This window comes from Bacteroides sp. GD17 (assembly GCF_038448625.1).
In the GTDB taxonomy this organism is placed as follows: Bacteria; Bacteroidota; Bacteroidia; order Bacteroidales; family Bacteroidaceae; genus Bacteroides.
The window spans coordinates 95,615-111,311 of record NZ_JBCEZS010000015.1 but is presented as its reverse complement, the minus strand read 5'-3'; the positions used below and the strand labels follow the sequence as shown (position 1 = coordinate 111,311).

Below are 15,697 nucleotides of genomic sequence, written 5' to 3'. Positions count from 1 at the left end.
TTGCTGATATTACTTCACACTGCATATTATCAATAATAGAATTACTATCGACTTCTATAAAGGGAACGTTTCCGGCACTTCCTCTCCTGCTTTGCAAAATGCAAAGAGGAGAGGAATAAAACCAGAATAAGGTATAGTTTCTCACAGAGATTGATGTAAGGTCAATAGAAAATTATTATTAAGGTTAAAAGAATTATGTTATTAAAGACTCAGACATATAGTTAGGGCTTCTTAGAACCACAATTCAAACAGGTCTGAGTATTTATACTGTTGGAGAAGTTACATTTCTTACACGTCCAGTGATAAGCCGGTGAACCAGAGTCTGGATAACCGGAACCAGGCTCTCCACGGACTGTCATCCGGAGATACATATCTTGGCAACCATCCAGTTCTGTTGTTACCTGTTCACCCTTATATACAACCTTTTCCACTAAAAGTCTGGCTTCAGCATCTTTGAAAGTGCTAGAAGAGCCTCTTTCTATTTTAAAAGTAATATAAGTTTCTCCATTTGGATAATGATTCTTGTGAATAAACCTAACCATCTGCCCACTTATGCCATAAATAGATTTAGTAGGAGCTTGGCCATTATAAATTATATCACCATCAGACGTTTCCATTTTGCATTTCACATCACCTGTCAGAGCACAAAATAAGGCAAAATGATACTCTACTTCTTTGCCGTATGATTTTAAAGTTCCCGTCATACTTTCTGTTCCATATCCATTATCAATAGAAGAGAGATCTAAAAAATAAGTATTGTAATCGGTGAAATCATTAGGAATACTCCGAGTTATCAATTGTGTAGCCGAAATATTTTCTTCAAGAACTGTATTCTCACAACTTGTAGTGATGAGACACAAGAAGAACAAATAAATAAAATAATACTTTTTCATGACTTTATTTTTAAGGTTATTGGGTTCTATCCCTTTATGTCCTATCTTCCTTTAAGCAAACAAAAAGGAGGATGCCGGAAGTTATTTTCAAGACATCCTCCGTAGATAATTTATTATTTAAGGTTAGCCTGAATTGCAGCTTTAAATTTTCTCGTATGCTTTGAAATAAGATACCTGGCAAGCATTGTTTGACATATTGGTCTCTGTAATTTCAAGCTTTATATAGCGTGCCGTTACCGGTTGTGATGGTATCACTTCTTCATAACCCGGTATTAACGGACTGGTTGCACCAGTAACTACCGTCCCATCAGGTGCCGTCCATGGCAATTGGAAAGTAAAGCTACCTACTTGAGTAAAATTCTCATTATCTGTGCTAGCGTAAATATTCATCGTTTTTACGGTAGCATAATTTGCACCGCTAGGTGCATAATGTCTTCTACCAATATCAAACTTTGCAATATCCAAGACTTCCTTCATATCAACAATTATCCAATAGGGAAGTGAAGGAGGATTACCGGAATACTGGCTGTGCCAAAATGTTGTACGGTCTTCCGTGAAAAGACTAGGATAACCGCCACCATCACTGGATTCAACACCATTACCGGTAGCAGTCCAGCGAGTCCAATCGTATTGCAGATATTCCTGACCGTCATACTTCTGTAAAACCGTGAAACTGGTCTCACGATAACCACATCTGACATTGACAGTTGCAGTTCTATAATTGCTGTCCGTATTGGCCGAATTAGCAGTTATGGTAATTTCCTTACCTTTAGAAGTTACTGTACACCAGTCTGCTCCTTCTTCCAACTCCATAATAATAGGAGAAGAAAGATCGGTTTCTGCAGTTATTGTTGTAGTTGAGTTAGCCGATGCATCCAGTACGGCACGTTCGATAACAATGTAACCTACATACGGTTGTTCCGTTTCAGAGCATCCACACACGATGGCTGATAAAAGAAACAATAGTAAATATGATAACTTTTTCATCTGTATATCTGTTTTAAAGTTATTAATTCAGTTTAAATTAAGGATTCTGCTCTAATTCATAAGGATATGCATCGAACTGAAGCGTCGGAATATATTCACATACAGCAGGCGAGTTGTAAGGAACCAATAAGAATTGATCACCGGCACTCTGCATAGTATGACCACCCGGATATCTTCTATCCAGCGTTTGACGTTTACGGAAAATATCGAAACGACGGTGCCCTTCCCATGCCAATTCCAGCATACGCTCTTCTTCCACAATCTTCTTAATATCCTTAGGTTGACCATTTTCTGCTGTAGCCATACTTGCAATAGTCCACTCCGGAATGCCAGCCCTGCGGCGAATCACATTTACATCATCCAGTGCCGCTTGCACCTGACCACGTTCTGCATTAGCTTCAGCACGTATCAAATACATTTCTGCTAAGCGTGAGATGACCGGCGACCACAGATGCGTAGTCTGCTCCTGGTAAGAGCATTTGTTGATAGGATATACCAAGAAATCCTCCACTTTATTATTCTTAGTTTTAGCATCAAATACTTTAGGTTCAATACGACCGTAATACTTGAGACCATCACTTCCTACTACATAATAGCGAGTGCCCAAATTGTATGGTTCAGCATGAATGACAGGGCTTTGAAAGTTACCTGCATCTGTATCACTCATACGAAAACTACCGTCTGCTTGTTTCGTTATTGACAGTTGTTTGTATACATAGTGAATAGAGTTAGATTGTTTGAGGCCATAGGCAAAGGTCCAGTTTGTATATTCTTTATCAGGATATCCTGTAAGAGAATAGTCTGTTACTCCATCTTCTACATAGCGTTTGCTAATGAACTTGCTACGCAAATCCAAAGGCATGTCCTTTTCATTAAGGTGTAGTTCTAGTAATTCCAAATATCTTGACGAAGCATAAACTTCTTCCCAACCACTATCATCGACTCTGATATACAAACCACCTATACGACTTGAACCGGCATCATCTTTTAGTTTAGTACGACGTATGGCAAAAATTGTTTCCTTATTATCTTCAGGAACTATTTGCGGATAAGTGGCGTAGCGGTTTCCGGTTTCCAACTCAAACCGACCGGATTTAATGACCGCATCAGCCATATTGTATGCTTCGTCATAATTCTCCATATAGAGATATACCCTCGCCAGCAATGCTTGTGCAGCTTCTTTAGTGGCATAGATATTTTTCTTAGGAGACATTCCGTTGGGTAAAGTCATATACGTGATTGCATCTTTCAAATCATTTACAACTTGATTATAAACTTCAGCAACCGTAGCGCGGCTACGAGGGATATCATCCGCAGCACTTGTAAGTTTCAACGGTACTCCCGGATTCTGTGTAGGATTATTGGAATAAGGCTGACCAAACTCGTTGACCAACAAGAAGTAACATAATGCGCGCAGATAATAGTTTTCACCCATAGTTACTATATGTTCAGCCGTGCTTTCATTACCAAGACCTTTTACCAATTCTATGACAAGATTGCAGTTCCCGACAGCACGGTAACCAAGTTCCCAACAGTATTCAATAATACTGTTTGTGGCCAAGCCACCTCTGGTATAATCGTACATCTTGAATTTAAGGTCTGTTGAAGTTCCCCCCCATGACAAATCGTCAGCACCATAATTCCAAAAGAAAGTACCGGCATCAATCAGACCGTTATCGTTCTTCAACATACGGTAAGTGCCATGAGATATTTCAGTGATATTACGGGCATCTACATCCTCTGTCATCACTCCATCGTACATCTTTGCGTCCAAACTGCATCCCGCTAACGCAAGCGACAGACAGAAGGTACTTAATGCATATATTATTTTCATATATCTATCGTTTTTTAGGTTATAATTAGAAACTAACATTTACTCCCACCGTAAAACGTCTTACTGTAGGATAAAGCTGTGATTGGTCATCCGAATTGGTTGTACCACTAAATCTTGAAGATAACAAGATTTCGGGATCATCGCCAGAGAACTTAGTGATGGTAAACAAATTTTCACCACCTACAATGATACGTGCAGTTTTCAATCCGGCTGGTTTTATCCATTTCTCCGGCAGACTATAGGAAACAGACAAAGACTTTAATTTAAAGAAATCACCGTTCTCCAAATAACGGGTTGACTCCCCATCTGCATTATTATTACCATTGATGAGTAATTGTGGATGTGTTGCTATGTCACCCGGTTTTTCCCATCTGTTCCATCCATTAGCCAACTTCATTGGAGGCTGAGTTTCGCGTGCAGCATCACGGTCTAATGACCCTGCACGTCTGCCGTTATAAATTTTTGCTCCGGCACTAAAGATAAAGTTTGCATTGAATGAAAATCCTTTCCAGCTAAAGTTCGTATTAATACCACCTGTAAATTTTGGAGAAGGTGATGAATCCAATAAAACTTTTGTCGCTTCATTCCAATTGCCAGTTACAGTTTTTTGCCCGTCCTCATTCACTTTGAACCATAACGGAGTTCCAGTCATAGCATCTACTCCAGCCCATTCTCTCATATACCAGTTGAGGTAAGGATATCCTACAGCAACAGCTTGCATCGTCAAATCGCCTCCACCCGGCGGCAAATGAGTTATCTTATTTTTATTGTATCCTAAATTGAAACTTACGTCCCAATAAAGGTCTTTCTTTCGGATAATCTCAGGAGTGATGGTTATTTCAAATCCTTTATTCTCCAATTTACCATCGTTAGCATACTGACGGTTATATCCTGTCACGGCGCTCAAATGCTTCATATAAATCAAATTCTTTACTTTCTTGAGGTAAGTATCGAAAGTGATGCCAACTCTGTCAAACAACCGGATATCAAGACCGAAGTCCAATGTAGCTGTTTCTTCCCATGACAAGTCAGGGTTTCCCATATAGTTGGATAAGAATGCAATCTCATTAGCATAATTTGCAGTAGTTGAAAATGGGGTAGCCCACGCATAAGCTTGTGCCGGTAAATTACCGGTAATACCATAAGATATACGAGCTTTCAATTCATTTACAAAACTTAGTTGACTGATAAAATTTTCTTTATGTATATTCCATCCGCCACCAATTGACCAAAAAGGCGCCCAACGCTTATTACTACCGAAGCGAGAAGACCCATCTACACGAAACGACGCTTGGAAAAGATATTTACCATCATAAGCATAGTTACCATTGAAAAAGTAAGCTGCATTCCTTTCTTCCCATTTACTACCGGAAATTTTCGGATCTCCAGAACCAGCATTCAAAATCTCAGCTCCCGGATAGATATTATAAGCAGTACCAGCCCCATCAAAGTAGCGATACTCATCGTAGTCGTACCCTAAAAAAGCATTAATTTCATGTACCTCATTAAATGTCTTCAGAAGGCGTAGCATCTGGCTGGTATAAATGGAACGGCTCGTGACATAACTATTTTTAATAGAGCCACCTAGAGAAGTACCAGATGTACTTTGCGGATCTACATAGTTATCATAATAACTATTTCTGAATCCGAATTTGTTATTGGATTCAAAAGTCAGGAAATCAAAAATCTTGTAATCAAAGCCTACTCCAAGATCTACCGCATTAGTACGTTGTTTATTCCAATACAAATCTATTTCAGACAAATAGTTATATCCGCCATCAGAGTACCAATAATCACGCGGATCGGCCGTAGCCGCATCCTCAGCTGAAGGAGTACCTTCTCTACCTGTTTTCAATTCACCTTTAGAGTTGTATGGAGAATCCCAAGGAGAATTACCATAATAACTCAATGAATGTTCTTGAGAAAATGTTTCTTTATAGCTAGCCGATATCTTACTTTTCAATGTCAATTTGGGATTAACCACATAGTCTGTATTAACTCTCAACGTGAAACGATCATAGTCAAATCCTTTAATGGCACCCTCTTCATTATAGTAATCAGCAGATATATACGATTTAATCTTATCATTTCCATATCTATAAGCTATGTTATAGTTCTGTGTAAGAGCATTCTGGGTGGCAACATCCCACCAATCAAAATTCTGATTCCTCAAATAAGGTTGAAGATAGGATGGCAATTCCTTATTTGCATTCTCATAGGCTGTTTTCAAGTAATCATAATATTCTGCACCGTTCATCATTTTAAGTTTCCCTTTCTGCAAGGTAGACACACCGAATTTGGCAGATACATCAACAGAAGAAGCACCAGCCACTCCACGCTTAGTAGTAACTTGGATTACACCATTAGCACCACGGGAACCATAGAGTGCAGTAGCTGAACCGTCTTTTAAAATAGAAATAGTTTCTATATCGTTCGGGTTAAGTTCAGCAACAGCATTACCTACCACACCATCAATCACCCATAACGGATCTTTATTTCCTTCAATAGAACCGGTACCACGAATGCGGACGCTAACACCAGCACCCGGTTGTCCAGAGACAGGTGATACAGCCACACCAGCAACTTTACCTTGCAGCATATCAGCTACACTGGGAGTAGTAACGTCTTTCAGCTTTTCTGATTTTATAGCAGTAACAGAGCCAGTCAAAGAACTTTTACGTTGCATTCCATAACCAACGACAATAACTTCCTCTAATGCCTGAGAATCAGGCACTAGTTTTACGGCCATCTTCTCTGCATTTTTTACAGTATACTCATGTGATACATATCCGATAAATGACACGACCAAAACTGAGCCACGAGGGACACTCAAAGTAAAATTACCATCCAAATCGGTCACCGTTCCAATTCCGCTATTACCTTTTACCGTAACATTAGCTCCCGGAATCGTTTCACCGTTTTCGTCAAACACCTGTCCGGTTACTTTAATTTCAGGATTACTCTGCTGCGGCTGTGGTGCCGGAGCTTTTCTTGCCACGGTAATCTGTCGGTCGTTGATCTTGTACTCCAGACCGGTGGCCGAGGAAAGTTCTTTCAGAATATCCTCCACCTTCTTTCCATTCATATTGATGGAAACCTTTTTGTCCAATTCCGATAAAGTTCCTTTGGAATACAGAATGACGAAGTTGCTGTTCTGTTCAATATAACTGAACACTTCTTTCACCGTCTGTGCGGTTGTTACTCTTTGTTCGTTTTCAGAGCCGCGATAATCTGCGGCATAAAGGGGGAACAAGGTACCCTCCATTACTAAAAAAACACTAATTAATAGATAAAGAGATATAAAATACCCCCTCATCCGACTAGAAGTCGTCTTCTTTTTCATACTTTCGTACTGATTTTGGTTACTAAAAATAGGTCTAATTAAAATCATTTTCAGTCGGGCAATATTGGTAGTATTGTCCGACTACTTTTTAATAAGATTGTTTTACTCTTTTTGAAGTCTCTTCATTTCTCTACATTTTAAGGTTAACACTATACTTTTCAATAATTGCTGTTATCTATATAAACCACATCCTCCCGGGTGGCAAATGCCTCAGGTAATGTTTGCTTGATTGATTCCAATACTTTATTCAGTTCCTCATTCAGGAAAAGTTTTCCATAAAAAGGTTCGTCCTCAACAGAGGGTAAACAACAAACTTTTTGTCCGTAATATTCGGTAAGATATTGAAGCACTTCCTTCAATGGTTTGCCCTTCAATACCCATATACCGTCTACCCAATATATAAACTCGGATGCATCCACATGCTCTTTTTTCGAAATGCCCGCCTCGTTCAGCTCCACCCGTTCATTAGGATTCATCCTTACATGCCGTTCAGAGCAGTCTTTCACGTCCACCGCACCTTCTACCAACACAATAGATGCCTCGGCAGCATTTTTATAAGCGGCAACATTGAAAGATGTTCCCAATACCTCTACTTCAAAGGCTGACGTATTTACAACAAAAGGCATCGCTTCGTTACGCGCCACTTTCAGGTAAACTTCACCTTCTACATAAATCTGCCTTTTCTCACCTTTGAAAGAACGCGGATAAATCACTTTACTGCCGGAGTTTATCCATATCTTACTATTATCGGCAAGCACAATCATAGAACGCCGTCCCTTGGGAACAATAATCTGATTGTATTCTTCGGCAACCTCTTCTTTCTTTTCCGTTGCAGTCGTTTCTTCCGCAACGGCCTCCTCATCTACTTTGGTGGAGTTTACCTGCACCTGTCCGCCCGGTGTATAAGCTACCTTGGAGTTATTGGCTATTTCTATTTTCTTCTTATCCGAAACTACCAGTGTAACTTCTTTCACGTCATCGTCGGCCGTAGCAGCAAGCATTAATTGCTCCATCTTTGCCTTTTCATCTTCTATTGCCTCTCCTCGATGGAAGAAATAAGCAAACCCTATCAGAAGCGCTATCGATGCCGCAACCAAAGCCCATGCAGGCAAGATGGCCGGACGTTTCTTAGCGCGAACGACTTCCGGTGTTCCCTCGCTCTGAATCTTCCGAAGTGTTTTCTCCCACACTCCTTCAGTATCAGCCTCAGGCGGATTGCATTCGTCCCACAAGAAAACCAGTTTCTGCAATTCCTCTTCTTCCGGTTGGGGAGCGTTCCCATCGGGAGTCGCAGAACGGTCATCCAAGAAGGATGCCAGCGAGTCGTAAATAGCCTTGTCTTTTCTTTTATTATCTTCCATTACTATGACAGTATATTAATATGACGCAGTTTTAAAATAAATCTCCTATATCGAAAACGTTTTTTTTCAAACTTTTTTTTCCAAAGCCTCCGATATCTGTTCTAAAGCCTTGGCTATATGCACGTTAATGGTCTTGACGGAAATGTCGAGAATGCTTGCAATGTCCTTATAAAGCAGCTTTTCGATCTTAGCTAATATAAAGACTTGCCTGCATCGGGGTGGCAAGTTGTTGATGGCAGCGTTAATCCGGTTCATCTCTTCCCGGCTGATCAGCTGCGAATCGGGAGTCTGCAGGTCAACAGGCATGGTATAGCTGCCTACCTCATCCCATGAAACAGAAGAAACTGAGTGTTCCTTCTTCCGCAGATAAGAAACCGCTTTATTGTGGGTAATGGTCAGCAGCCATACTTTTTCGTTTCTTATCTCATGCAGTTTGTCTCTATTCTGCCAAACCTCAAAGAATACATCGCTCACAATCTCTTCTGCTTCCTCTTTAGAATGGACAAGATAGCGCGCATAATAAAGCAGATCGTTCGAATATGATTCGACAAAACGTTTGAAAGAACGTTCGTCCATATAGTCTGTCTGATTTTGGCGATGCATATTAGTACAACTCATTATTACTACGTGTATTGGAAACAAAGTTATTGAAATATATTTTTTAAAGCATGGCTTCCGCATTATTTTTTTATGTTTTATAAAGCATATATTACTTTCTGCCTTTGAATGCAAGGCTTTATTCTATAAAGGACAAGGCTTTATCAGTTTATCCCCTAATGTTTGTTCTGCTAAGTCCTTTTGTTTGTCAGGTGTTCACTGCTATGAATAAATTTGTTCACTAATGTAGATAATTATATTCACAGATATGAATATATATGTTCACATTAGTGAGCTCTTAATAAACAATAGGGATGAACAGAACAAACATTAGGCCTTTACACATCACACATAAGGGATGAAGATAACAGACACTATGAGAGTAAACGCTTACCCTCATAGTGCCCTCATAGTTGCTCTCATACTTCAAATGCCGATGAATAAAGGGATGCAGAGCTTTTATGAGGGTATGAGGGCAAAACAGGCTGCAACTTTTATTTGAGAAGCTGAAATCCGGTACCCATTTAATAGATAAACGCAGGGCAACAAACCTGCAGCAGAATACATGCAAATAGCCTTTCACACCATTTAACTCATTAAAGCTTGATTAATTACGAATTATTCGTAGCTTTGCAATGAATTCATTTAAATACTTTATCCATGGAAAAATTAACGATACAAGAAGAAGAAGTGATGTTATACATCTGGGAGCTGGGCGATTGCTTCGTGAAGGACATTGTTGCCAAATACACTAAGCCGGCGCCCCCCTACACTACCGTAGCATCCATCGTGAAAAATCTGGAACGTAAACAATACGTCCATGCCACCCGCGTAGGAAACACGTATCAGTACACTCCGCTGATTCGCGAAAGTGAATATAAACGCACTTTCATGAGCGGCTTTGTGCGCAATTATTTTGAAAACTCGTACAAGGAGATGGTTTCTTTCTTTGCCAAGGAGCAAAAGATTTCGACCAACGACCTGAAAGACATTATAAATATGATTGAGAAAGGAAAAGAGTGAAAGGATTTCAGATTTATGCTATGCAGAAGGATGTCACTGAAGTCAGAAGTCTGAAATCGGAAATTTAAAATAAAAGATTATGTTAGCCTATTTTCTGAAAGTGAATGTAGCGATAGCACTGTTCTATGCGTTCTATCGGCTGTTTTTCTACAAAGATACATTCTTTGGCTGGCGCAGAACGGCTATGCTATGCTTCTTTGCCATCTCTGCCGCCGTTCCGTTGCTGAACATACAAACGTGGGTAACGGCACAAGAGCCGATGGTGGCAATGGCAGATCTTTATGCCAGCGTGGTGCTGCCGGAATTCACTTTTACCCCTGAAGTTACCACGACCGACTGGAAAAGCATTATCCTTGAATATGCAGGTATTGCCTATTGGGTAATTGTTGCTCTCCTGGTCACACGCTTCATGGTACAGTTGGCAGGCATTATTCGTCTGGCCTGCCGATGCCGCAAGGTACAAATAGGCGACTCAACCATTCACTTGCTACCCCGAGCAGACGGACCTTTCTCTTTCTTCCACTGGATTTTTATTCATCCGGCTTCGCACACCGAAGAGGAATTTAACGAAATATTGACTCATGAGCAGACACATGCCCGGCAATGGCACTCCATTGATGTTATTATCAGTGAATTGGCATGCACACTATGCTGGTTCAACCCGTTTGCCTGGCTCATGAAGCGGGAAATCCGCACCAATCTGGAATATATGGCCGATGCCCGCGTACTGGAGAACGGCTACGATTCCAAAACCTATCAGTATCATCTGTTAGGACTGTCACATCATAAGGCTGCAGCAACTATCTATAACAGTTTCAATGTTTTACCATTAAAAAAACGCATCAAGATGATGAACAAAAAGAGAACAAGAGAAATAGGAAGAACCAAATACCTGATGTTCCTTCCCTTGGCAGCCTTACTTATGATTATCAGCAACATCGAAGCAGTGGCACGCACTACTAAGCAGATTGCAACCGAAGTCATAGAGGCCGTAGATTCCAAAATTGAGCAACCGATACGGAATGCTCAAGAGCCTCAAGCAACTCCCCAACCGGAACAGGACAAGAAAGTGATGACTTACAAAGGCAAGGTAGTAGACAAAGACGGAAAACCGCTGAAAGGCGTGCAAATACTCAGTGACATGAAATACATGCGCGAAAGAGTCATTACCGAATCCGACGGCAGTTTCGAATTCCAAACCGTTGCGGAAGCACCCATACTCTTCCTCTATAAGGATGGAGGCAAAGAAAAAGCAATCTCTTTCAGAGGAAAAGACCTGTCGGCAGCAGAACGTGAAAACTGGATAATCACTTACCCTGACAAGTGGGAGGATGTGATTCAAAGTGATACCGGCACTCCCGACAATCCTATTTTTGAAGTAGTGGAACACATGCCGGAGTTTGCTGACGGCGGTATGTCGGGATTGATGAAATACATCAGCGAGAACCTCCAATACCCGGAAGAAGCGATGAAGCAAGGTATGCAAGGACGAGTTACCGTACAATTTGTTGTAGAGAAAGACGGTAGCATCAGCAATGCAAGATTGATTCGTAGCGTTGAGCCTTTACTGGACAAAGAAGCGATCCGTGTAATAAGCTCCATGCCGAAGTGGAAACCCGGTACACAGCGCGGACAAGCGGTACGGGTGAAATATACAGTTCCTGTAGTATTTCGCTTGTCGGAAGACAAAACACCGGTTACAAACAACATAGGTGAGGTTGTCAGCGTTGCCCGAGCAACCACGGAGTCGGGAGAACCCATCTTTGAAGTAGTAGATGTCATGCCGGAGTTTCCCGGTGGCATGGGGGCATTAATGGAATTTCTAGCCAAGAATATAAAATATCCGGTAGAGGCACAAAAGACCGGAACACAAGGAAGGGTTACCATACAATTCGTTGTCAGCAAAGACGGAGACATCATCGCACCGAAGATACTTCGCGGTATCGACCCGTTACTGGATGCTGAAGCTATCCGTATGACCACCATCATGCCCAAATGGAAACCCGGCATGCAAAGGGGACAAGCGGTAAACGTGAAATATACCATACCCGTTATGTTCCGCTTAGGCCCGGGAAATACGGATCCGAACATTCAAAAAGTAATAAATACTCCACGACAATAAATCTATTCTTTCTTGAAGAGAAAAGGAGCAAATGCTTTTGTGGCATTTGCTCCTTTTCAAATTTATCGATTTTGTTGCTCTCTTATTTATGCACCTCTACTATTTGCGTCGGCGCCATTTCTACATTTCTACGGTCCACTTGGCGAACTACAGCGGCAGCCAGTTGCAAGAATGCGCGTCCGGTCATTGTATTTTCATCCAAAGCAACCGGGGTACCTTTGTCACCGCTTTCGCAGATGCTTTGCACAATAGGAATCTGACCAAGTAATGGCACATTCATCTCTTCAGCCAAATTCTTGGCACCCTCTTTGCCGAAAATGTAGTATTTGTTCTCCGGCAGTTCGGCAGGTGTAAACCAGGCCATGTTTTCTACCAGGCCGAGGATGGGCACATTCACTTTATCGTTGGTAAACATATTGATGCCTTTGCGTGCATCGGCCAAAGCCACTGCTTGCGGCGTACTGACAACGACCACACCCGTCAGCGCCAATGTCTGTACAATCGTCAGATGGATATCGCTCGTTCCGGGGGGAAGGTCGATAAGGAAATAATCCAGATCGCCCCAGTTGGCATCGCCAATCAGCTGCTTCAAGGCATTGCTTGCCATACCGCCGCGCCACAACGTTGCCTGATCGGGATCGACAAAGAAACCGATAGAAAGCAGTTTGATGCCGTATTTCTCAATCGGCACAATCAAATCGCGTCCACCGATGCTTTCTGCAACCGGACGGGCATCTTCTACCTGGAACATCTTTGGTACGGAAGGACCGAAGATATCGGCATCCAGCAAACCTACTTTATAGCCAAGTTTTGCCAAAGATACGGCAAGGTTGGCAGCTACCGTAGATTTACCCACACCACCCTTACCGGAGGAAACACCGATCACATTCTTCACCTGAGGCAACAGTTTTCCCACCTCAGGACGTGGCGCCTGACGGCTTTCAGTAGTGATAACTACCTCCACTTCGGGAGACACGTAAGTATGTATAGCTGTTTCAGCCGCCTTCAACATCGATTTCATGAACGGATCTGTCGGCTTCTCGAATATCAGCGAGAAACTGACTTTCATCCCGTCGATACGCAAGTTATCGGCCACCATCCCGGCCTCAACAAGGTTCTTTCCGGTGCCGGGATAACGCACTGTTGCCAGTGCATCCATAATCAGTTTNTCTCGAATATCAGCGAGAAACTGACTTTCATCCCGTCGATACGCAAGTTATCGGCCACCATCCCGGCCTCAACAAGGTTCTTTCCGGTGCCGGGATAACGCACTGTTGCCAGTGCATCCATAATCAGTTTAGGATAGAGAGTCATAATATTAATTTTAGTTTTAGTTCATAATCTGTTTCGTACAAATGGGAATTTAGGGGCGCAGCGCCCCGGCAAAATTTCCTTTTGGTATGTTTGCGCATCCTTAGGCTGAAAGCCTTTCATCTACCAGCCCAGGGCAACGCCCTGGGTAAGAATGTGCTTCTATCTCTGCGCCCTGAAAGGGCAAAAGCCTGCTATACAATCTTATGCCCTTTCAGGGCGTAAGGTCAGGGGGGTGTTCTTAAACCCAGGGCGTTGCCCTGGGCTGATAGATGAAAGCCCTTCAGGCTTGGCTGCGCTATATTATCATTTACTCGTTTGCAGTCCGCTACGCTTGCTGCGGTTATAGCTGCGATACTCGTCCAGTTCTATTTCCACATCAGGCTCCTGCAATTCTCCCTCTTGCGGAAGATGGAACTTGATGTATTTAATGTTCAAACCACGATCCAGCCACTGTTGTTCATAATAAGTCTTGATACTGAGAATTTCATCGGCCATGCCGGAATGATACAAATCTTCTGTCATCACATCTACCGGCAAACGGTTCTTCTCAATCATATACCTGGTATAGGTGAACATAAAGTTACTGTCCGTCTTCAGATGAACGATGCCATTGTCTTTCAAAAATTTGCGGTAACGCTCCATAAAATAGGTGGAAGTAAGCCGCTTGGTAGCTTTCTTCATCTGCGGATCGGAGAAAGTGAGCCATATCTCACTGACCTCACCCGAAGCAAAAAAGCGGTCGATGATTTCGATATTCGTACGCAGGAAAGCGACATTCTTCATGCCCGACTCCAAAGATTCGGTAGCCCCCGTCCACATGCGGGCGCCCTTTATATCGACAGCAATAAAATTCTTGTCCGGAAACATGCGTCCCAGCCCGACGGTATATTCTCCCCTGCCGCAACCCAGCTCCAGAACAATAGGATTGTCATTCTTGAAGAACTGCTTATGCCAGTTTCCTTTCAGTTCAAACGGAACATTGTCTACTGCTGAATACGGATATTCGAAAACGTGCGGATAGCTTGCCATATCGGCGAATTTCTCTAACTTATTCTTTCCCATTTACGTGTATTAAAAGAAAGCTTGACTTATAATATTATTTTAGGCACGGATTACACGGATAAACACGGTTATGCCATATACCAATAACCGTGTTTATCCGTGTAATCCGTGCCTAAATATTCAGTAATGTATTATTCTACAATAGTTACCCAACCGTGAGTATCGGGCTCGTCACCATACTGGATAGCACGCAACTTGTTGTACAACTTCGTACAAACGGGTCCCGGCTTTCCGTCTTTTGAAATCACATAAGACTTACCGTTTTCCACATCGTCAATGCGTTCGATAGGACTGATAACGGCAGCTGTGCCGCAAGCACCGGCTTCTTCGAACGTCAACAGTTCTTCTTCAGGAACCGGACGGCGTTCTACCTTCATACCCAAATCTTCGGCCAATTGCATCAGGCTCTTATTGGTGATGGAGGGAAGAATGGAACTGGATTTCGGAGTGATGTAGGTATTATCCTTGATTCCGAAGAAGTTGGCAGCACCACATTCGTCCATATATTTCTTCTCTTTGGCATCGAGATAGAACTCGCAAGCATAGCCCAAATCGTGTGCTTTCTTGTTGGCACGCAGGCTGGCAGCATAGTTACCACCCACCTTATAAGTACCGGTACCCAGCGGGGCAGCACGGTCGAACTCGCGGATGATGACATACGGATTGGTTGAGAAACCGCCTTTGAAGTAAGGACCTACAGGCGTTACGAATACCACAAACAGATATTCTTTAGCAGGATGTACACCTACCTGTGCTCCGGTACCCACCAGCAACGGACGGATATATAAAGAAGCGCCCGATTCGTAAGGCGGAATAAAACGCTCATTCAGCTTCACCACCTTCAGAATGGCTTCTTTGAAACGTTCTGTAGACAGTTCCGGCATCAAGATGCCACGACAAGTAGACTGCAAACGGGCCGCATTCTCTTCCAGACGGAAAATACGTACCTTGCCATCCTTACCACGAAAAGCCTTCAAGCCTTCAAAAGCCTCCTGACCGTAGTGCAAACAAGTGGCAGCCATGTGCATAGGGATAGTTTCCTCACTGCAAACTTCCATTTCGCCCCATTGTTCGTTACGATAATAAATTCTCACATTGTAATCTGTCTTCATATATCCGAACGGCAGATTAGCCCAATCCAGTTCTTTCATATCTCAAAGT

The 15,697-nt window shown here is 42.4% G+C and carries 12 protein-coding genes; 2 read left to right on the top strand and 10 right to left on the bottom strand.

The features are described 5' to 3' along the window. Positions 1 to 221: 221 nt before the first annotated feature. From AAE250_RS19550 to AAE250_RS19525, 6 genes are all read right to left on the bottom strand, one after another. Entirely contained in the window at positions 222 to 893 is a 672-nt protein-coding gene (locus tag AAE250_RS19550) for a zinc finger Ran-binding domain-containing protein (RefSeq protein WP_294599181.1), read from the bottom strand. A gap of 141 nt (positions 894 to 1,034) precedes the next feature. Beyond that, positions 1,035 to 1,880, bottom strand: coding sequence for a discoidin domain-containing protein (locus AAE250_RS19545; RefSeq protein ID WP_294599182.1), 846 nt, complete (start codon positions 1,878 to 1,880; stop codon positions 1,035 to 1,037). A gap of 37 nt (positions 1,881 to 1,917) precedes the next feature. Next, positions 1,918 to 3,714 carry a RagB/SusD family nutrient uptake outer membrane protein gene (locus tag AAE250_RS19540; RefSeq protein WP_294599185.1) on the bottom strand — a complete coding sequence of 599 codons (1,797 nt, stop codon included), beginning with the start codon at positions 3,712 to 3,714 and terminating at the stop codon, positions 1,918 to 1,920. Positions 3,715 to 3,739: 25 nt separating this feature from the next. Beyond that, positions 3,740 to 7,057: a TonB-dependent receptor gene (locus tag AAE250_RS19535; RefSeq protein WP_294599188.1), complete on the bottom strand. Its 3,318-nt coding sequence runs from the start codon at positions 7,055 to 7,057 to the stop codon at positions 3,740 to 3,742. Between the two features lie 158 nt (positions 7,058 to 7,215). Beyond that, entirely contained in the window at positions 7,216 to 8,418 is a 1,203-nt protein-coding gene (locus AAE250_RS19530) for a FecR family protein (protein ID WP_294599190.1), read from the bottom strand. A 66-nt stretch (positions 8,419 to 8,484) separates the two neighbouring features. After that, the gene (locus AAE250_RS19525; protein WP_446715775.1) at positions 8,485 to 9,036 is read right to left on the bottom strand and encodes an RNA polymerase sigma-70 factor; all 552 of its coding nucleotides are present in this window, start codon (positions 9,034 to 9,036) and stop codon (positions 8,485 to 8,487) included. Positions 9,037 to 9,675: 639 nt separating this feature from the next. Here AAE250_RS19525 and AAE250_RS19520 point away from each other — a divergent pair. Together AAE250_RS19520 and AAE250_RS19515 are read left to right on the top strand one after the other, a co-directional pair. Beyond that, on the top strand, positions 9,676 to 10,038 hold the full coding sequence (locus AAE250_RS19520) for a BlaI/MecI/CopY family transcriptional regulator (protein ID WP_294599193.1): 363 nt from the start codon (positions 9,676 to 9,678) through the stop codon (positions 10,036 to 10,038). A gap of 79 nt (positions 10,039 to 10,117) precedes the next feature. Continuing rightward, the gene (locus AAE250_RS19515; RefSeq protein WP_294599196.1) at positions 10,118 to 12,160 is read left to right on the top strand and encodes a TonB family protein; all 2,043 of its coding nucleotides are present in this window, start codon (positions 10,118 to 10,120) and stop codon (positions 12,158 to 12,160) included. A gap of 82 nt (positions 12,161 to 12,242) precedes the next feature. Here the strand turns inward: AAE250_RS19515 and AAE250_RS19510 are convergent, their stop codons facing one another. The 4 genes from AAE250_RS19510 to AAE250_RS19495 form a co-directional block, all read right to left on the bottom strand. Further along, positions 12,243 to 13,319 carry an Mrp/NBP35 family ATP-binding protein gene (locus AAE250_RS19510; RefSeq protein WP_342289302.1) on the bottom strand — a complete coding sequence of 359 codons (1,077 nt, stop codon included), beginning with the start codon at positions 13,317 to 13,319 and terminating at the stop codon, positions 12,243 to 12,245. 2 nt (positions 13,320 to 13,321) lie between these two features. Beyond that, positions 13,322 to 13,450 (bottom strand): iron-sulfur cluster assembly protein, encoded by a 129-nt coding sequence (locus AAE250_RS19505; protein WP_446715776.1) that lies wholly within the window; start codon positions 13,448 to 13,450, stop codon positions 13,322 to 13,324. A gap of 327 nt (positions 13,451 to 13,777) precedes the next feature. Beyond that, positions 13,778 to 14,536, bottom strand: coding sequence for a tRNA (guanosine(46)-N7)-methyltransferase TrmB (gene trmB / locus AAE250_RS19500; protein ID WP_294599201.1), 759 nt, complete (start codon positions 14,534 to 14,536; stop codon positions 13,778 to 13,780). Positions 14,537 to 14,667: 131 nt separating this feature from the next. Continuing rightward, positions 14,668 to 15,687 carry a branched-chain amino acid aminotransferase gene (locus AAE250_RS19495; protein WP_294599204.1) on the bottom strand — a complete coding sequence of 340 codons (1,020 nt, stop codon included), beginning with the start codon at positions 15,685 to 15,687 and terminating at the stop codon, positions 14,668 to 14,670. Positions 15,688 to 15,697 lie beyond the last annotated feature (10 nt).